A 17,892-nucleotide genomic window follows, 5' to 3' on the forward strand; every position below is an offset into this window, starting at 1 on the left:
GCGGGCATGATGACCATCAACCCGTGCAGCGCGGACCTGCCCGGCGCTCTCGGCGAGACGATGCCCTTCCTGTGCGAAGGCGCCGTGATCACGCTGCAGAGCGCCGCGGGCGGTGCCGTGCTCGCCCTGGCCATCGCCCTCCTCGTGGGGCTGATGTCCACCTCGCGCCTGGCCGGCGTGCGGGGCGTCGCCCGCGTGTACACGGAGTTCTTCCGTGGCACGTCGGTCCTGGTGCAGCTGTTCTGGCTCTTCTACGCGATGCCGCTGCTGACGGGCTTCCAGCTCGACAAGGTCTTCGCCGGCATCCTGGCGCTCGGGCTCAACCTCGGCGCCTACGGCTCGGAGGTCGTGCGTGGCGCGATCCAGGCCGTTCCGCCCACCCAGACCGAGGCCGCCATCGCGCTCAACCTCTCGCCCTTCCAGCGGATGCGTTACGTCATCCTGCCGCAGGCGTTCGTCGAGATGGTCCCGCCGATGAACAACCTGCTCATCGAGCTGGTCAAGCTGACCTCGCTGCTGTCGGTGATCACCGTGGCCGACCTGGCCTACCAGGGCCGGCTGCTGGTCAACTCGGGCAGCGACCAGATCCTCGTGTTCGGGCTGCTGCTGGTGATCTACTTCCTGATCTCGTACGCGATCACGTTGCTGATGCGGTTCATCGAGGGCAGGGCCGCCCGGGTGGTGGGCCGGAGCAGGCCGAGCATGCTGCCCTGGCGTAGGTCCGCGGCGGCGAGGGCGGGCCGATGATCTGGGACTGGAACTGGACCTGGCAGATCCTGCCGGAACTGCTCACCCAGGGCCTGCTCGTCACCGTCCAGGCGACGGTCGGCGGCGCGCTGCTCGCCTTCGTCCTGGGCCTGTTCGTGGCGGTGTTGCGCCGCTCGCGCAGGCGGTGGATCAGCGGCCCGGTGGGCGCGGTCACCGAGTTCATCCGCAGCACGCCGCTGCTGGTGCAGTTGTTCGTCGTCTACTACGTGTTGCCGGACTTCGGGATCACGATGACGGCGCTGACGACCGGCATCATCGGGCTCGGCGTGCACTACGCCGCCTACACCTCCGAGGTGTACCGGGCGGGCATCGAGGGAGTGCCGAAGGGCCAGTGGGAGGCGGCGGTCGCGCTCAACATGCCCCGCCACTTCGTCTGGTTCAGCATCATCCTGCCGCAGGCCGTACGCCGGTCGCTGCCCGCCCTGGGCAACTACCTCGTCGCCATCTTCAAAGAGTCGCCGCAGCTTTCCGTGATCACCGTTGTGGACGTCGTCGGGCTCGCCCGCGAACTCGGCTCCGAGAGCTTCCGCTACCTGGAGCCGATGACCATCGCCGGCCTGTTCTTCCTCATCATCGCCATCCCGGCGTCGATCCTCGTCCGTCGTTTGGAGCGCCGCCTTGACCACACCTGAGACCCGGCCGGATCCCGCCGCCGATCAGCCGAACATGATCCAATTCGATGGGGTCGTCAAACGGTTCGGCGACGTGACGGTCCTGCGTGAGCTGGACTTCTGCGTCAAGCCCGGCGAACGGGTCACGCTCATCGGCCCCAGCGGCTCGGGGAAGACCACCATCCTGCGCCTGCTGATGACCCTCGAACGGGTCACCTCCGGCACGATCGCCGTGGACGGCGAGTGCCTGTCGCACATGCGGCGCGGCGACCGGCTCGTGCCCTCCGACGAACGGCACCTGCGCCAGGTCCGCAAGAAGATCGGCATGGTGTTCCAGCAGTTCAACCTGTTCCCGAACATGAACGTGATGCGCAACATCACCGAGGCCCCGGTCCGGGCGCTCGGCGTGCCGCGTGAGCAGGCGGAGGAGAAGGGGCGCGAGCTGCTGGAGATGGTCGGCCTGTCCGACAAGGCGCTCGCGCATCCGTCCCAGCTCTCCGGCGGGCAGCAGCAGCGGGTCGCCATCGCGCGGGCGCTCGCCATGGAGCCCGAGGTGCTGCTGCTCGACGAGGTCACCTCCGCGCTCGACCCCGAACTCGTCTCCGGCGTGCAGTGCCTGCTGAGCGAGATCGCGCACCAGAACAACCTGACCCTGCTCTGCGTCACCCACGAGATGAACTTCGCCAGGGACATCTCTCACCGGGTGCTCATGTTCGACCAGGGGCAGGTCGTCGAGGAGGGGCCGCCCGAGCAGATCTTCACCGAGCCGGGGCAGCAGCGCACCCGGGACTTCCTCCAGGCGGTGCTCGACACCTGAGCGGTGCCCGCGTGGTCAGTGGTGTTCGTCGTAGTGCCGCGCGAGCAGGTCTCCGCCCCAGTCGTGACGCAGGTCGCGCCAGACGGAGTGGATGTGGTTGGCCTCGTCCTGGGTGTTGTCGTACTCCAGCAGGAACGTCGGCCCGATGACGTTGTAGTAGTGGCCCTGCCCGCGCTGGTCCGAACCCGTCCAGGCGAACGTCACCTTGTCCAGGCCGGCGTCCTGCGCGTCACGCCAGCAGGTCTCGCCGTACCAGCCGGGGGCGCGGTCGAAGTAGCGGCGGACGAGCCGTTCGAGCAGCCCCTGGGACGATGCCGACATGTCGCCATAAGGCAGCCCGCGCGGGATGTCGTCGAGGGTGGCCGCCGGGTCGTTGCGGGTCAGGACGTCGTCGGGGGCGATCGGACCGGTGATCGCGAGCGCGCGCTGCCGCGGCGTCAGCTCGGCGAGCAGGGCCCGGCCCATCTCCTCCTCCTCGACGAGCAGCCGCAGACCTCGCTGCGGCCCGGACAGGACCATGGCCGGTTCCGCGCCCAGGAAGCTCGGCGTGACCGTGATCGAGTCGCCCACGACCGTGATGTGCACCGCGAGGTGGTGGCCGTTGATCCGCCAGGCCCACGGCTCCGCCTCCTGCGGCCGGCCGAACACCCGGAACCAGTAGCGGTCGCCGTCGATCTCGTCGACACCGGTCACCAGGCGGCGCCGGACCCGCTCCAGCTCGATCACGCCCTGGGCCGTGCGCGCGCCGGTCGTGCCGCAGCCGATCTCCAGCAGGGCGAGCGCCAGGTCCTGCTGCTTGGCGGTCATCTCGACCAGCGGCAGCCCCGGGCGGGGGCCGGGGAGATAGGACCACTCGGTGCGCTCGGGCGAGGTGAACGGGGCCGTCGCCGCTGCCCTGCGGTCGGTGTCGAGCGAGTCGAGGAAGCGCAGCACCGCCTGCCGCATCACCTGAATGTCATGGGCGCTCATGGAAGGTCCCTCGAATCACGTTAAAGAGTTTTAAGTGGCTTTTGCAGCCATGAACCGCAACATACTGCACCAAAGGACACTACGGCGCGGTCGTTGTGGCGGCGGGAAATTGAGGGACATTTCAACGCGACTCGAACCATTCGCCGGTCGCGTAGCCGGCGATCAGCCCACCCCTGGGACGGGGCCGATGCTCAGCTGACTCCTGGGGCGGGGCTGATGCTCAGCTCGCCCCTGGGGCGGGGCCGATGCTCGGCTCACCCCTCGGGTCCGGTCGCCGGTGGTGGGCCGGGGGAGTCGCCGAGCAGCGCGACGACCCGCTCGTACACGCGCCGGGCGTCCGCGCCGTCCCGCGCGCGCCTGCCGGGTTCGGCGACCCGCGACCTGTCGTCTATCCACAGGTCGCTCAGCCCGTCCAGCGACGGCTCCGTGGCGGCGAAGACGATGGGCCGCGCGGCCTTCTCGGGCTTGGCCCGGCGCTGCACCATTCTCATGATCGGCCAGTACAGCCGCATGGCGGGGGCGACCATGCGTGGCTTCATCTTGGCGGTCTGCTCGGTCCAGGCGGCGCCGGGATTGACCGACACCACCGACACCCCGTCGCCGCGCAGCCGCCCGGCCAGTTCCTTCGAGGCCAGCACCTGGAGCAGCTTGGCGCGCGCGTAGATGTCGAGTCCGCGGTAGAACCGCTCGGACTCCAGGTCGTCGAGTTCGAGCCTGGCGAACTCGTGCGCGCTGGAGCTGACGAAGACGATCCTGCTCGGCGCGGCGGCGCGCAGTGGGTCCAGCAACTCGAACGACAGCAGGAACGGATTGAGCACGTTCGTGGCGAACGTGGCCTCGTGGCCGTCCTCGGTGACCCAGCGGTCGGCGTACTGCCCGCCGAAGTTGTTGATCAGGATGTCGATCCGCTTGTGGCCGGTCCGCAGCCGCTCGGCCAGGTCGCGGACCGCCCTGGCCGAGGACAGGTCGGCGGCGAGGAAGTCGGCCTGACACTCGCTCCCCAGCGTCGAGAGCGCCCGCGCGCCCCGCTCGGGGTCGCGTCCCACGAGGACCAGCCGCAGGCCCCGCTCCGCCAGGCGCCGGGCCACGGCCAGCCCGATGCCGCCCGTCCCGCCGGTGATCACGGCCAGCTTGTCAGAACTCACACGACCCTCCGGACGAACGGTTGGGGCTCACGTGGAGATCCGGGAGCGCGTCTCCCATCAGTGATGGAAACGCAGAACGTGACTCCTGGCAAGCCCCCGGCCGTACGCGGAAGGGCCCTCCGGCGGCGGGCCCGCCCCGGTCCGACCGCGGCGATCTCTTGCGCACACTGTGCGCAGTGAGTACAGTGTTCGCATCTGAAGAGGGACGTACGCAAGGAGGGGCGAACATGAAGGAACTGTCGCAGGCCGGGCTGGACCGGATGGGCCGGGTGCTGGCGGGGCATGTCGCGGCGAAGGCCGTTCCCGGGCTGGTCGCACTGGTCAGCCGGGGTGACGACACGCACGTCGAGGCCATGGGCACGCTGCACGCGGGCGGTTCTGAGCCGATGCGGCGCGACACGCTCTTCCGGATGGCCTCGCTCAGCAAGCCCGTCACGGCGGCCGCGGTGATGACGCTCGTCGAGGAGTGCCGGATCCGGCTGGACGAGCCGGTGGACGAGTGGCTGCCCGAGCTCGCGGACCGGCGGGTGCTCAATGGGATCGACGCCAAGCTGGACGACACGGTGCCGGCGGCCCGCCCGATCACCGTACGGGACCTGCTGACCTTCACCTTCGGCTTCGGCGCCGTGCTCGCCCCGCCGGACACCTACCCGATCCAGACCGCGATGCGCGAGCTCGGCCTGGACGGCACCTCCCCGGACTACGGCCCCGACGAGTGGATGCGCCGGCTCGGGTCGTTGCCGCTGATGCGTCAGCCGGGCGAGATGTGGCAGTACCACACGGGTTCCGATGTGTTGTCCGTGCTCATCGCGCGGGTGAGCGGGCAACCGCTGGAGACGTACCTGCGCGAGCGGTTGTTCGAGCCGCTCGGCATGAAGGACACCGGCTTCCACGTGCCCGAGGACCGGATCCACCGGCTGCCGACCAGCTACGCGCACGACCCGGCCACCGGCGGGCTCGTGGTGTGGGACGAGGCCGCCGCTGGCAAGTACAGTCGCCCGCCGAAGTTCCCGGCGGGCGGCGACGGGCTGGTCTCGACGGTGGACGACTACCACGCCTTCTTCCGGATGTTGCTCGATAAGGGCGCCTGCCCCGGCGGCGGGCGCGTGTTGTCGCGGGCCTCGGTCGAGCTGATGACGATGGACCACCTGACGCCGGAGCAGAAGACCGAGAAGGACGCCTTCGGCGACCACTTCGGCCGGCACGGCGGCTTCGGCTTCGGCATGGCCGTCCGCACCCACCGCCGCGACCTGGCCTCACCCGGCCAGTTCGGCTGGGACGGCGGGCTGGGCACCACGGCGTACGCCGACCCGGCCGAGGGCCTCTTCGGCATCCTGCTGAGCCAGGGCGCGATGGACTCCGTCCACACGCCCCGCCTGCACCGCGACTTCTGGACCACGGCCTACCAGACGCTCGACTGACGCCTCCCGGCATCCGGACGTCGAGCCGGGCCCGGATGCCGGCGAGCATCGACCGGACATCGAGACGTCTCCCGATGCCGGGGAGCATTGAGACGTCTCCCGATGCCGGTGGCCGTTGATCAGCGGCGCGTCAGCTCGATGCGGTACTCCCGTTGTTGCGAGCCGTCCTCACTCGTCACGGTGGCGGTCACGACGGATCCGCCCCCGTCCGCGCGCTGGATCCGCACGGCGGCGTACGGATCGCGCGGCGTCGCCTCCACCGCGGCCCGGTCGGGACGTCTGACCGCGACCCGGTAACCGGTGGTGTCCGGGTCGAAGCCGGCGATCGGGATCCCGTCCACCTGGATCGACTGGGCGGCGGCGTCGGCGGAACGGCCCGGGGCCTTGGCGTACACCTCGATCTCGCCGGCCGTCATGTACCCAGACGGCCGCGCGGTCATGACCACCCGAGCGGCCGTCGCCCCGGCCCCGGCCGTCACCGGGACGTCGGCCACCGGCGTGCCCTCCGTGCCGACGGGCACCTCGCCGCTCGCGGCGGTCCAGGCGCCGTCCGGCCCCAGCACCTCCACGCGCAGGCTCTGCGGGAAGCTGACGTTGCCGCCGTCGCGGTAGAAGTGCGTCACGACCCTGGTCAGGTCGCGTGCGGCCGGCAGGGTGACGGTGATGGTGTCGGACGGGTTCTTGGTGCCCGACCTCCAGTTCGACCAGGCTTTCTCGTTCAGTACGCCGTTGCGCAGCCCTTCGGCGGAGTAGCCGGGCTCGGTGTAGGTGGCGGCGACGGCCGTCCCCTCGACAAGCGCCGCGTTCGCCTCCGACGGCTCGGTGACCTGAACCCGCACGGACGCCGCCAGCGTGCCGCCACCGACGACCTGCGCCGTCCCCGTCAGCACCACGGTCCCGGCCCGGTCGAAGGCCCCGCCGGGCGGCGGATCCCAGACAACGGGAAGGCCGGCCCGGCCGCCGTGCTCGCCCAGGCCGGTCACCGTGCCGGGCAGTTCGGGCCGCCCGCCGATGTAGGTCTTGGCCCGGGAGGGCAACGTGGAGGTCAGGACGTCCACCGTGACCACGGCCTTCGCGCGCAGCCTGCGGCCCAGCGGGTCCACGGCCTCGCCGGTCACGTGCACCGTGCCCGGCTTGCGCCACCGCGACTCCGGCGGCATCCGCCAGGTCACGGGCAGGACGCCACGCACGCCGTCGCGGCGGACGGCGGCCACGGTGCCCGGCAGCTCCGGCACCCGCCCGGGGATGGTGAACGCCGTGGCCGGCTCCGTGGCCAGCACGGTCTCGTCGATCACGGTCCAGCGCTGGTTGGCGCCCGAGGTGGGCGTCCACATCGCCACCGGAGCGCCGTCGGCCGTGGCCTGCCCGGCCACCTCCAGCAGGCGGCCGGTGCCGGCGTTGACGAACGTCCAGGTGCCGTCGCCGGTCGTGGACATGATCCACTGGGCGGCGGCCGGCACCTCCGCCTCGTCCGGCGGCACCTGTTCCAGCACTGCGGCGCCGTCCCTGACCGCGATCCTGGCACCGGTGGCGGCGTTGACGATGGTGTGGCGCTCGCGGTTGCCGTTGCCGCCGGTCAGGTTCGTGACCGTCCACAACTGCTCGGCGCGGGCCGCGTCGTCCGTACGGATCACGACGCCCGTCCCGTCCTGCGCGGGGGCCGCCGACCTGCCGCTCTGCACGCCCCGCAGCCGGTAGACGTGCCCCGGCCGTACGAGGGCCGCGTCGTCCGCCACCCCCCGCACCCCGTTGACCACGAACGTGGCCACCGACCTGGCGGGCACGGTGATCGTGGCGGTCCGCCCGGTCACCGGCACCGGAGCGCCCTGCACAAGAGCGCCGTCGGCGCTGGTCACGATGGGTGTCACGGTCGCGCCCTTGGCCACCTGCCGGAACAGGGACAGGTCCAGCGTCACGGCGTTCGGGGTGGTGTCGTTGTTGACGCGCACGACGGTCGCGGTGCGCTGCGCGGGCCGGATCGCCGCCACGCTCGCGCGGTCGTCCACCTTCACCATCCGGTCGCCCGGCCTGATGTGGTGGGTGAAGTTGCGGATGGTGTGGAACTTCGTGTTCGGCTGGATCGGGCAGGTCCGCAGGGTGTCCTCGGCGGTGCAGTCGAACGGGATGTGGATGCTGCCCCAGTTGCCCCCGCCCGCCTGCTGCGGGATCGAGTCCTCGATGGGCTGCCAGAACACCCACGCCTTCGGTTCCAGCTCGCGCAGGTCGTCCACGATGCGGGTGGCGATGCCGAGCCCCGAGTCCATGCTGGTGTAGCTGGTGCCGCTGCCCCAGCTGCCCTCGACCTCGCTCATCCAGAGCTTCTTGTCCGCGCCCTTGGCGATGTCGCGGGCGCTGGTGCGCTGGCCGGTGCCGTAGGTGTGCACGTTGAGCTGGTCCACGGCGGCGCGGGCCGGCTCGCCGTAGGCGTTCCAGTTCTGGGTGAAGATCCCCGGGTTGGTCTCGTCCATCGCCGACACGACCGCCTCGGTCGAGGCGTCGTCCAGCGCCTTACGCAGGGCCAGCACCACCTCCTGCTGTGACTGCGGTCCCGCGTGCGCGCCCTCCTGGCGGCCGCCCGTCGGCCGGCCGTCGGGGCCGAGGGTGGTGCCCCAGTAGTTGGTGTTCGGCTCGTTGAGCGGGTCGATCGTGTCGAAGGCGATGCCGTGCGCCCGCTCCAGGTGCTCGCTCACGCGGACCAGGTAGGTGGCGAAGTCGTCCACGCGGTCGGCGCGGATCTGGTCGGCGCCCGCGTCGAAACCGCCCGAGACGTACCCGCTGACGGTCTGGAACCACGGCGGCGAGTTGCTGAAGGACTCCCAGCGGTCCACCCGGTCCTTGATCTGGTCGATCCACCAACGCTGGTTGGCGTCGGCGTCCCAGTTCCAGTGCTCGGGGTTGCCGGGGTCCCACCAGTCGGTGTCCTCGCGGGTGGTGCCGGCGGGCGCCTTCCAGAAGCCCGGCATGGTGGCGCCCACCTTCATGTAGTCGGCGCGCACGTCGGGGGCGTTGCCGCCGCCGATGTTGTACCTGGCGATGTTGAGCCGCAGGCCGTCCTCACCGAACAACATCTCCACGAGCCTGTCGCGGATCTCGTCGGGGTAGCCGCCGGTGATGTTGGCGAACCAGACCAGGCTGGTGCCCCATCCTTCGAACTCGGGCTGCTGGTAGGAGGGATCGACGCGGACGGTGACCGCCCTGGCCGCCGGCTCGTCGGACGCGGCGGCGGGGGCGGCGATCATCGATACGGATAAGACGGATAACAGGCAGAACGCGGACAAGAGTCCCCGGGTCGTCAGGGCCACTGGGAGCTCCCTTCAGGGCAGAAGGTAGTTCTGGTAACCGGTTACCTCACAAGGGCTTCGCGCCGGACGCTAAATTCCCGACGCGACGCCGTCAACCCCCGGCGGCTCGCTTGGTGAACCAGCGAATGGCAAGTAATCGGTTACCAGCCGGGGATCGCGTTAGCATGTCGCGGGTGACCGCCTACGACGACACCGACGCGTTTGAATACCTGGACTTCTCGGGCCTGCCGCCGCGCCAGCAGCGCATCCTGGCCGCGATCCGGGACTGGGTGGTCAAGTACGGATATCCGCCGAGCACCCGCGAACTCGGCAGGGCGGTCGGGCTGCGGTCGTCCTCGTCGGTGTCGAAACACCTCAAGAGCCTGGAGGACAAGGGGTTCCTGCGCCGGGGCCAGGCGATGAGCCGGCCGATCGACGTACGGCTGTTCCTGCGGGACCAGGCGCCGGAACCGGCCGCGGGACTGGTGACCGTGCCCGTGGTCGGCGACATCGCGGCGGGCACTCCCATCACGGCCGTCGAGCACATGGACGAGGCGCTGACCCTGCCGCGCGACCTGACCGGGCGCGGCAACGTGTTCGGCCTGCGGGTACGCGGCGATTCGATGATCGACGCCGCGATCTGCGACGGCGACATCGTCGTGGTACGCCAGCAGCCCGAGGCACACTCCGGCCAGATCGTCGCCGCGATGATCGACGGCGAGGCCACCGTCAAGGTGTTCCGCCGGCGTAACGGGCACGTCCTGCTCGAACCGCGCAACCCCGCCTATGAGGTCATCGACGGGGACGAGGCCGTGGTGCTGGGCATCGTGGTCTCGGTCCTGCGCAGCGTCTGACCGCTCCTTCACGAGCAGAACGAGCAGAACCCGCTCTGTCGCAGGAACAGCACCTACCGTGACAACAAGGATCTCTGGAACTCGGGGGAGGATCTTGTGACGATCTCAACGGTGGTGGCGGTCGGCTTCGTGGTCGTGGTCGTATGTGTCGTCGTGTGGATGGTGCGGTCACTGACCACCCGCAGGGTCCCCGCGCGGCGGGGCTCGCGCAGATACGGCAGCTCGTCCAGCGGCGGTTCGGGGTGGTTCGGTGGCGGCCACTCGAGTGGTGACGGCGGCTACTGGGGTGGCGACGGGGGTGGCGGCGGCGACGGAGGTGGTGGCGGCGGCTGCGGTGGCGGCGGGAGCAGCTGACGGCCGTTTCCCGGTGACCGCCGTTTCCGTGACGGGCGCGGGCGGTCCGGACTAACGCGTTGGCGGCGGCGCGTAGCTCAGGATGTGCGCGCGTAGCAGCTCGCCGACCTGGGGGTCGCCGCGTTCGAACGCCGCCACGAGCGGTTCGTGGTCGGCGGCGTTCTCCACCGCCTGCGTACGGAACAGCCGTACCGACAGGTGCGTCCACACCTCGATGCCGAGCGACTCCCACACCGACAGCAGCACGTCGTTGCCCGAAGCCGCGACGATCTCACGGTGGAAGGCGACGCCGTGGCGCACCTGGTCGGCCAGGGAGCCGGCGGCGGCCTCGTGCAGGCGGGCCAGATGCTCGCGCAGCGCGGCCACGGAGGGGCGGCCCAGCCGTACGGCCGTCTCCTCCAGCCCCGCGCGCACCTCGTAGACCTGGCGCAGGTCCGCCTCGGTCAGCGCGCGCACCCGCGCGCCCTTGTTGGGCGGGCATTCGATCAGCCGCAGCGCCTCCAGCTCGCGCAGCGCCTCGCGCACCGGCGCCTGGCTGACGCCCAGCTCGGCCGCCAGTTGCCGCTCCACCAGCCGGTCGCCGGGACCCCAGCGGCCCTCGATCAGGCCGTCGAGCACCGTCCTGCGGATCAGGTCACGAAGCGGGGAGCGCGTCACGGGTTTCACGATCCGATGGTAGTACAAAGACCGGATGATCGATCATAGGGTGTTTAATGGAGGTATGGAGAAAGACGTTGATCCGCAGGAGACCGCCGAGTGGCTGGAGTCGCTTGAGGCGGTCCGGCGGGCGGCCGGCCCCGAACGGGCCGACTACCTGCTGCGCAGGCTCGCCACGAGCAGCCGCTACATCAACACCGTGCCCACCGCCGAGGAGCCCGACTATCCGGGCGACCTGGAGCTGGAGGAGCGCATCGCGGCGTACGACCGGTGGAACGCCGCTGCCATGATCACCAGGGGCAGCAAGCTCGGTCTCGGCGGCCATCTGGCGACCTACGCCTCCGCCGCCTGGCTGTACGAGGTGGGCTTCAACCACTTCTTCCACGGCGAGCACGACCAGGTCTACTTCCAGGGCCACGCCTCGCCGGGCATCTACGCGCGCGCGTACCTTGAGGGCAGGATCGGCGAGGACCGGCTCGACCTGTTCCGGCGCGAGCCCGAGGGCGGGCTGCCGTCCTACCCCCACCCGCGTGCCATGCCGGACTTCTGGCAGTTCCCCACCGTGTCCATGGGCCTCGGCCCGCTGAACGCGATCTACCAGGCCCGCTTCAACCGCTACCTGCACAACCGCGGCATCAAGGACACCTCGCACAGCCACGTGTGGGCCTTCCTCGGCGACGGCGAGATGGACGAGCCGGAGTCCACCGCCGCGCTCACCCTGGCCGCCCGCGAGGGCCTGGACAACCTCACCTTCGTGATCAACTGCAACCTGCAGCGGCTCGACGGCCCGGTACGCGGCAACACCCGCATCGTCTCCGAGCTGGAAAGCGTCTTCAGGGGCGCGGGCTGGCACGTCGTCAAGGCGCTGTGGGGCCGGGAGTGGGACGGCCTGCTCGGCTCCGACGAGCTGGTCGCCAGGCTGGGCACGGTGCCCGACGGGCAGTTCCAGACGTTCGCCGCCGCCGACGGCGCCTACATCAGGCGGCACCTGTTCGACGGGCTGGACGTGCCGCTCTCCGACGATGAGCTGCGGCGCGTCGTGGGCGGTTCGCGGGCGGGCCACGAGCCGCGCAAGGTGCACGCCGCCTACCGCAGGGCCCTGGACAACCGGGGCGCGCCCACCGTGGTCCTCGTGCAGACCGTGAAGGGCTGGACGCTCGGGGCCGGCGTCGAGGCGCGCAACGCCAACCACCAGATGAAGAAGCTCACCCAGGACGAGTTCCGCGGCCTGCGTGACCGCCTCGGCCTGACCGTGCCGGACGCGGCGCTCGACGGGGACCTGCCGCCGTACCTGCACCCCGGGCCCGACTCGCCGGAAGCGCGTTACGCCGCCGAGCGGCGCCGGGCGCTGGGCGGCCCCGCGCCGCGCCGCACGGTCGCGCACCGCCCGCTGCCCGAGCCGGGCGAGCGGCCCTTCCGCGCCCTGGAGAAGGGGTCGACCCAGCCCGTCGCGACCACGATGGCCTTCGTCCGCCTGGTCAAGGACCTGATGAAGGAGCCGGAGACGGGCCGCCGCTGGGTGCCGATCGTGCCCGACGAGGCCAGGACGTTCGGCATGGAGTCGCTGTTCCCCACCGCCAAGATCTACTCGCCGCTGGGGCAGCGGTACGAGGCGATCGACCGGGAGCTGCTGCTGTCGTACAAGGAGGCGACGGACGGGCAGATCCTGCTCGAAGGCATCACCGAGGCCGGCTCGATGGCCTCCTTCGCCGCCGCCGCGTCCAGCTACGCCACGCACGGCGAGCCCATGATCCCCTTCTACATCTTCTACTCGATGTTCGGCTGGCAGCGGACCGGCGACCAGATGTGGGCGCTGGCCGACCAGCTCGGCCGGGGCTTCCTGATCGGGGCCACGGCGGGCAGGACCACGATGACGGGGGAGGGGCTGCAACACGCGGACGGGCACTCGCAACTGCTCGCCTCGACCAACCCGGCGGCTCTGGCCTACGACCCCGCGTTCGCGTACGAGGTGGGCACGATCGTGCGCGAGGGACTGCGGCGCATGTACGGTCCCGCCGGCGAGGACGTGTTCTACTACCTGACCCTCTACAACGAGCCGCTGCCCCAGCCCGCGATGCCCGAGGGCGTGGAGGAGGGCATCCTGCGCGGCATCTACCGCTACTCGGCCGGCGGAGGGCAGGCGCACCTGCTGGCCAGCGGCACCGCGATCCACTGGGCGCTGGACGCGCAGCGGCTGCTCCAGGAGGAGTACGGGCTCGGCGTGGACGTCTGGTCGGTCACCTCGTGGAGCGAGCTGCGGCGCGACGCCATGACCGCGACCGGCGTGCCCTACCTCCAGCAGGCCCTGGCCGGCACGGAAGGGCCGGTGATCGCGGTCAGCGACTGGATGCGCGCGGTGCCGGACCAGATCAGGCCGTGGATCGACCGGCCGTGGACGTCGCTCGGCACCGACGGGTTCGGCCTGTCGGGCACGCGCGAGTCCGTACGGCGGCACTTCGGGGTCGATCCGCGCTCGATCGCGGACGCCGTGCTCAAGAGCGTGGAGAGCGCAGGATCATGAGCAGGCGGGCAGCGACCACGATCACGCCCGCGGCGGCGGCCGTCACGAGCCAGAGCATGAACGTCGGATACAGGTAGACCAGCTGGACCCACATGATGTCGCCGCCCCGGCTGAGCACGCCGAAGATCGGCCGGCTCGCGGCGCACAATCCGAGCGGAACCAGCAAGGGGACCAGCCACAACCGCTGCCACCCCGTGCGCCGGGCGGCCCAGCGCCGCGACCGGGCCGCCCCGCGCACGGCCAGCCCGGCGCTCACCAGGGTCAGCAGCACGAACAGGAGGTCGATGCCGAAGGCGGGCCAGGACGAGGGGGCCGGCGGGGTGCCGCCCTCGATCATCGCCACCAGGCCGTCCATGAGGGCGTCGGCGTCGGAGAAGGCCATGCCGGTGTTGGCCATGACCGCGATGCCGTATCCGGACTCGGGCATGAGGAGCTGGTAGGCGGTCGAGGTGAACAGGTCGCCGCCGTGCTCGACGACCGGGGTGCCCCGGCTGGTTTTGTCCAGGTTCCAGCCGAGCGCGTAGGAGTCGTCCTGCGGCGAGGGCGTGCGCAGTTCCCGCCTGGCGCCGGCCGACAGCAGGGTGCCGCTGTGCTGGGCGATCAGCCAGCGGGCCAGGTCGTTGGCGGTGCTGAGGACGCCGCCCGAGCCGTTGCCGAACGCGGTCGGTTCCGGCAGGGCGATGGCCCGGCCGAGCACGTACAGGTGTCCCCGGGCGTCGGCGGGCAGGTCGCGGTCGGTGTCGATGGTCGTGCTGCGGCTCATGCCGAGCGGGGCGAACACGTGCCGCCGCAGGTGGCGCGCGAAGGGTTCGCCGCTGACCACCTCGACGAGCCGGGCCGCGACCTGGTAGTTGGTGTTGTGGTAGCTGAAGGTGGTGCCGGGAGCAGCGGCGAGGCGGGCCGTCCTGAGCCGGGCCACGGCGCCCCGGAGGGTGTCCGGCTGGGGCAGGCTCTTCTCGCGGAACGCCGAGTCGGCCATGCCGGAGGTCTGGTTGAGCAGCTGCCGTACGGTGATCTTCGCGGCCCGGGGGTCCGCCATCGTGAACTCGGGCAGGTAGGCGCGCACCGGCTCGTCCAGCCGCACCCTGCCCTGGTCCGCCAGCCGCAGGACGGCCAGCGAGGTGAAGGACTTGCTGACCGACGCGACGGCCATCGGGGTGTCGGCCGTCACGGGGTTGCCGGCGGCGCTGTGGCCGTACCCGGCGGTGTGCACGATCCGCGTCCCCTTGGTGATCGCGACCGCCGCGCCGGGCAGACCGGTCGCCTCGCGGTAGCGCTCGACGAACGTGTCCACCTGGGCGGGGGTGAGGTCGCGCGGTGGCACGGGGACGGATGCGGGCGGCAGGGCGAGGCAGAGCGCCGCGACGAGGTTGGTGAGCACCCGTCGAAGCTAGTTACGCCGCCCTTTCTGGGGAATGGGGTGATTCCGGAGTGTTCTTTACGGGGAACCGCCATCGTGGCGGTCCGGCCCGCTGAAGGGCACAGTGGGGAAGACGCGACCTTCGGCGGGCCGGAGGCCCTTGTAGCTACGTAGTGCAATTACCCATGGTGACTCTCTGTAACACCTCTGGCGTGAGTAAAGTCCAGAGCCTGGCGGAGATTCGCGACGTCCGCGCCGACCTCGGCGGGGGTGGCGCCGTCGAGGGCCCGGCGCATGAGCGCGGAGGCGACGACCACGCCGTCGGCGTACCCGCACGCCTCCACGGCGTGCTCCGGCCGGGAGATGCCGAAACCCAGCAGGACGGGCGTGGTGGTCAGCTCGCGCAGCCGCGTGGCCACCGACCGGCCGGACGCGGCCAGGTCGGCGCGCTCGCCCGTGGTGCCCATGACCGTGACGCCGTAGACGAAGCCGCGGCTCTGTCCGGCGATGTCGCGCAGCCTGCCGGGCGCGGTCGAGGGCGCGGCGAGCAGCGTCAGCTCGACCCCGGCCGCGGTGGCGGCCTCGGACAGCGCGCCGGCCTCGTCGTACTGCACGTCGGGCACGATCAGCCCGCTGACGCCCGACTCCGCCAGGCGGTCGCAGAACCTCCTCGCCCCCGCCCTGAAGACGAGGTTGCTGTACGTCATGACCACGAGCGGCGTCCCGACGGTGGCGGCGGAGATCTCCGCGAGCAGCCCGCCAGGGGTGACGCCCCGGCGCAGCGCCCGGTCCGACGCCTCCTGGATGGTGCCGCCGTCGAGCATGGGGTCGGAGAACGGCAAGCCGATCTCGATCGCGTCCGCGCCGGCGTCCTCGTACGCGCGCAGGTAGTCGAGCCAGTCGCCGGTGAGCCCACCGGTGACGTACGGCACCAGCAGCGCCCGGCCGGCGTCGCGCCGCGCCCGCAACCGCGTCTCCAGCGAACCGATCATCACAGCAACCTCGCAAGCTGGTCGGCGTCCTTGTCACCACGGCCGGACAGTGTGACGAGCACCGTCGAGCCCGGCGGGAGGTCGGCTGTGCCCGCGGCCCTGAGCACCCACGCCAGGGCATGGGCCGATTCGAGCGCGGGCAGGATGCCCTCGGCGCGGGCCAGCCGCGCCACCGCCGCGAGCGCCTCGTCGTCGGTGACCGACACGTACGTGGCGCGGCCGATGTCGGCCAGATGCGCGTGCTCCGGACCCACCCCCGGATAGTCCAGGCCGGCCGAGACGGAGTGCGCCTCCTGGATCTGGCCGTCCTGGTCCTGCAGGACGTAGGAGTGGTAGCCGTGCAGCACGCCCGGCTCGCCCGAGGTCAGCGCCGCCCCGCCGGCCGGCTCGACCCCGACGAGCCGCGCCGGGGTGTCGACGAAGCCCGCGAACGTGCCGGCCGCGTTGGAACCGCCGCCCACGCAGGCCACCACCACGTCGGGGACGCCGCGCGGCAGCAGGCTCGCGGCCTGCCCCCGGGCCTCCTCGCCGACCACGCGCTGGAACTCGCGCACCATCCAGGGATAAGGGTGCGGGCCCATGACCGAGCCGATGCAGTAGTGCGCGTCGTCCACCGCCGCCACCCACTGCCGCAGCGCCTCGTTGCAGGCGTCCTTGAGGGTACGGCTGCCGCTGGCGACGCCGACGACCTCCGCGCCCAGCAGCTGCATGCGGAAGACGTTGAGCGCCTGGCGCTCCATGTCCCGCTCGCCCATGAAGACGGTGACGTCCATCCCGAGCAGCGCGCCGGCGGTGGCGGTCGCCACCCCGTGCTGGCCGGCTCCCGTCTCGGCCAGCAGGCGCGTCTTGCCCATGCGCCGGGCGAGCAGCGCCTGCCCGAGCACGTTGTTGATCTTGTGAGAGCCGGTGTGGGCCAGGTCCTCCCGCTTGAGCAGCAGGGTCACGCCGAGGTCCGCGGACAGCCGCAGGGCCGGGGTGACGGGGGTGGGGCGGCCGGCGTACAGCTCCAGCGTCTGGTTCAAGGCGGTACGGAACGCCGGATCGCCCCAGGCGTCGCGGAATGCCTCTTCGAGCTCCTCGCAGGCGGGGACCAGGGACTCCGGCACGTACCGGCCGCCGAAACGCCCGAATCGGCCGCGGGAGCCGGGGTCTGTCATGGCGGATGAATGGCGGCGGGCGAGGTCGTCGCCCGGGCCCTGCAACGCGATACTCATCGGGCCTCCGTTCTAGAACAGTTGGCTTCAGTATCGGCGAGTGCCCGAGCGATGCGCAACCCCGGGGAGCCGCTACCGGCACGTGACGGCGGCTGGATACGATGGGCACCCATGAAAAACACGGGTGACGCCGGCCGCCCGCCGCAGCCGAAATACCGCCTCCTGCAAGAGGAGCTCTCCGACCGGATTCGCCGTGGCGTCTACCGTCCGGGTGAGGCGCTGCCCGCGCAGCGCAAGCTCGCCGCCTCGCTCGGCGTGACCCTGATGACACTGCGGCAGGCGTTGCGCGCGCTGTCCGACGACGGGCTCGTGGTCCAGGAGCCGGGCCGGGGCACCTTCGTCTCACCGCCGCTGGCGGCCTACCGGCTGGAGACGCTGCGCAGCCTCGCCGACGAACTGCGGGCCCAGGGGCGCGAGGTCGTCACCCGGGTCCTGTCGGCCCAGGTGCGCAAGTTGCCGGCGAAGGTGGCCGCCGAACTGGGCGCCGCCGAGGGCGCCAGGGGGCTGCGCCTTGAGCGGGTCCGGGTGGTGGACGGCGATCCGGCGGTGCACCAGGCGTCCTGGGTGCCCGAGCCGTACGCCTCGGTGATCTGCCGCGAGGACTTTGAGGCCGTGCCGCTCTACCACGCGCTCGCCACGATGTGCGGCGTCGCCGTCGCCTCCGCGACCGAGTCGATCCGGCCCGTCGCCCTGTCGGCCCGGCTGGCGGAGCTGCTCCGGCTGCCCGCGGGCAGCCCGGTCTTCGCCAGCGAGCGGATCACGCGGGGCGTGGACGGCGCGACGCTGGTCCACGACCAGGCCACCATCGACGGCAGCCGCATGCTCATCCGCGCCGACCGGCTCGCCCACTCCATGTCCCTGCAGTGGAGCCTGCTCGACTGAGAACTCCGCGCCGGTCACGACCTGAGCTCGTGGGAAACCCGGCAGC

The 17,892-nt window shown here is 71.4% G+C and carries 15 protein-coding genes; 8 read left to right on the forward strand and 7 right to left on the reverse strand.

Going from position 1 to position 17,892, the window contains the following annotated elements:
• The first annotated feature begins 6 nt into the window (after positions 1 to 6).
• The 3 genes from ehuC to ehuA are packed head-to-tail and all read left to right on the forward strand — an operon-like array spanning position 7 to position 2,196.
• Positions 7 to 747, forward strand: coding sequence for an ectoine/hydroxyectoine ABC transporter permease subunit EhuC (gene ehuC / locus AB0I81_RS25820; RefSeq protein WP_360661120.1), 741 nt, complete (start codon positions 7 to 9; stop codon positions 745 to 747).
• Positions 744 to 1,400 carry an ectoine/hydroxyectoine ABC transporter permease subunit EhuD gene (gene ehuD, locus AB0I81_RS25825; protein WP_360661122.1) on the forward strand — a complete coding sequence of 219 codons (657 nt, stop codon included), beginning with the start codon at positions 744 to 746 and terminating at the stop codon, positions 1,398 to 1,400. Before ehuC ends, ehuD begins: the two co-directional genes overlap by 4 nt.
• A gap of 34 nt (positions 1,401 to 1,434) precedes the next feature.
• Complete coding sequence (gene ehuA / locus AB0I81_RS25830) at positions 1,435 to 2,196, forward strand: ectoine/hydroxyectoine ABC transporter ATP-binding protein EhuA (protein WP_360661125.1); 762 nt, start codon at positions 1,435 to 1,437, stop codon at positions 2,194 to 2,196.
• Between the two features lie 15 nt (positions 2,197 to 2,211).
• On the opposite strand, the gene AB0I81_RS25835 is transcribed toward ehuA, so the two are convergent.
• Both AB0I81_RS25835 and AB0I81_RS25840 read right to left on the reverse strand, forming a co-directional pair.
• Positions 2,212 to 3,165, reverse strand: coding sequence for a DUF3500 domain-containing protein (locus AB0I81_RS25835; RefSeq protein WP_360661128.1), 954 nt, complete (start codon positions 3,163 to 3,165; stop codon positions 2,212 to 2,214).
• Between the two features lie 254 nt (positions 3,166 to 3,419).
• Positions 3,420 to 4,310 carry an SDR family NAD(P)-dependent oxidoreductase gene (locus tag AB0I81_RS25840; protein WP_360661131.1) on the reverse strand — a complete coding sequence of 297 codons (891 nt, stop codon included), beginning with the start codon at positions 4,308 to 4,310 and terminating at the stop codon, positions 3,420 to 3,422.
• Between the two features lie 227 nt (positions 4,311 to 4,537).
• Here AB0I81_RS25840 and AB0I81_RS25845 point away from each other — a divergent pair, with 227 nt between their 5' ends.
• The gene (locus AB0I81_RS25845) at positions 4,538 to 5,731 is read left to right on the forward strand and encodes a serine hydrolase domain-containing protein (RefSeq protein ID WP_360661134.1); all 1,194 of its coding nucleotides are present in this window, start codon (positions 4,538 to 4,540) and stop codon (positions 5,729 to 5,731) included.
• Between the two features lie 119 nt (positions 5,732 to 5,850).
• Here AB0I81_RS25845 and AB0I81_RS25850 read toward each other — a convergent pair whose 3' ends face one another.
• Positions 5,851 to 8,970 (reverse strand): RICIN domain-containing protein, encoded by a 3,120-nt coding sequence (locus AB0I81_RS25850; RefSeq protein ID WP_360661136.1) that lies wholly within the window; start codon positions 8,968 to 8,970, stop codon positions 5,851 to 5,853.
• Positions 8,971 to 9,197: 227 nt separating this feature from the next.
• Here AB0I81_RS25850 and lexA point away from each other — a divergent pair, with 227 nt between their 5' ends.
• Both lexA and AB0I81_RS25860 read left to right on the forward strand, forming a co-directional pair.
• Positions 9,198 to 9,866, forward strand: coding sequence for a transcriptional repressor LexA (gene lexA / locus AB0I81_RS25855; RefSeq protein ID WP_360661138.1), 669 nt, complete (start codon positions 9,198 to 9,200; stop codon positions 9,864 to 9,866).
• 96 nt (positions 9,867 to 9,962) lie between these two features.
• A complete protein-coding gene (locus tag AB0I81_RS25860) occupies positions 9,963 to 10,220 on the forward strand; it encodes a hypothetical protein (protein ID WP_360661141.1) in 258 nt (85 codons plus the stop codon).
• Between the two features lie 51 nt (positions 10,221 to 10,271).
• Here AB0I81_RS25860 and AB0I81_RS25865 read toward each other — a convergent pair whose 3' ends face one another.
• Positions 10,272 to 10,886: a GntR family transcriptional regulator gene (locus AB0I81_RS25865; protein WP_360661144.1), complete on the reverse strand. Its 615-nt coding sequence runs from the start codon at positions 10,884 to 10,886 to the stop codon at positions 10,272 to 10,274.
• 55 nt (positions 10,887 to 10,941) lie between these two features.
• On the opposite strand from AB0I81_RS25865, the gene aceE reads away from it, so the two are divergent.
• Positions 10,942 to 13,398 carry a pyruvate dehydrogenase (acetyl-transferring), homodimeric type gene (gene aceE / locus AB0I81_RS25870; RefSeq protein ID WP_360661147.1) on the forward strand — a complete coding sequence of 819 codons (2,457 nt, stop codon included), beginning with the start codon at positions 10,942 to 10,944 and terminating at the stop codon, positions 13,396 to 13,398.
• On the opposite strand, the gene AB0I81_RS25875 is transcribed toward aceE, so the two are convergent.
• The 3 genes from AB0I81_RS25875 to trpB form a co-directional block, all read right to left on the reverse strand.
• A complete protein-coding gene (locus AB0I81_RS25875; protein ID WP_360661150.1) occupies positions 13,370 to 14,779 on the reverse strand; it encodes a serine hydrolase domain-containing protein in 1,410 nt (469 codons plus the stop codon). The genes aceE and AB0I81_RS25875 overlap by 29 nt on opposite strands.
• A 158-nt stretch (positions 14,780 to 14,937) precedes the next feature.
• Positions 14,938 to 15,750 carry a tryptophan synthase subunit alpha gene (gene trpA / locus AB0I81_RS25880; RefSeq protein ID WP_360661153.1) on the reverse strand — a complete coding sequence of 271 codons (813 nt, stop codon included), beginning with the start codon at positions 15,748 to 15,750 and terminating at the stop codon, positions 14,938 to 14,940.
• Positions 15,750 to 16,907: a tryptophan synthase subunit beta gene (gene trpB, locus AB0I81_RS25885; RefSeq protein ID WP_360661791.1), complete on the reverse strand. Its 1,158-nt coding sequence runs from the start codon at positions 16,905 to 16,907 to the stop codon at positions 15,750 to 15,752. The genes trpA and trpB overlap by 1 nt, the downstream gene beginning before the upstream one ends.
• 168 nt (positions 16,908 to 17,075) lie before the next feature.
• On the opposite strand from trpB, the gene AB0I81_RS25890 reads away from it, so the two are divergent.
• On the forward strand, positions 17,076 to 17,846 hold the full coding sequence (locus tag AB0I81_RS25890) for a GntR family transcriptional regulator (RefSeq protein ID WP_360661156.1): 771 nt from the start codon (positions 17,076 to 17,078) through the stop codon (positions 17,844 to 17,846).
• Positions 17,847 to 17,892 lie beyond the last annotated feature (46 nt).

This window comes from Nonomuraea sp. NPDC050404 (assembly GCF_040655495.1).
Classification (GTDB): domain Bacteria; phylum Actinomycetota; class Actinomycetes; order Streptosporangiales; family Streptosporangiaceae; genus Nonomuraea.

Excerpts from the sequence above, each read along its gene's own strand:
- AB0I81_RS25850 (WP_360661136.1), bottom strand. The coding sequence starts at position 8,970 with ATGATCGCCGCCCCCGCCGCCGCGTCCGACGAGCCGGCGGCCAGGGCG.
- AB0I81_RS25890 (WP_360661156.1), top strand. The coding sequence starts at position 17,076 with ATGAAAAACACGGGTGACGCCGGCCGCCCGCCGCAGCCGAAATACCGC.
- ehuA (WP_360661125.1), top strand. The coding sequence starts at position 1,435 with ATGATCCAATTCGATGGGGTCGTCAAACGGTTCGGCGACGTGACGGTC.
- AB0I81_RS25835 (WP_360661128.1), bottom strand. The coding sequence starts at position 3,165 with ATGAGCGCCCATGACATTCAGGTGATGCGGCAGGCGGTGCTGCGCTTC.
- lexA (WP_360661138.1), top strand. The coding sequence starts at position 9,198 with ATGTCGCGGGTGACCGCCTACGACGACACCGACGCGTTTGAATACCTG.
- aceE (WP_360661147.1), top strand. The coding sequence starts at position 10,942 with ATGGAGAAAGACGTTGATCCGCAGGAGACCGCCGAGTGGCTGGAGTCG.
- trpA (WP_360661153.1), bottom strand. The coding sequence starts at position 15,750 with ATGATCGGTTCGCTGGAGACGCGGTTGCGGGCGCGGCGCGACGCCGGC.
- trpB (WP_360661791.1), bottom strand. The coding sequence starts at position 16,907 with ATGACAGACCCCGGCTCCCGCGGCCGATTCGGGCGTTTCGGCGGCCGG.
- ehuD (WP_360661122.1), top strand. The coding sequence starts at position 744 with ATGATCTGGGACTGGAACTGGACCTGGCAGATCCTGCCGGAACTGCTC.
- AB0I81_RS25845 (WP_360661134.1), top strand. The coding sequence starts at position 4,538 with ATGAAGGAACTGTCGCAGGCCGGGCTGGACCGGATGGGCCGGGTGCTG.
- ehuC (WP_360661120.1), top strand. The coding sequence starts at position 7 with ATGATGACCATCAACCCGTGCAGCGCGGACCTGCCCGGCGCTCTCGGC.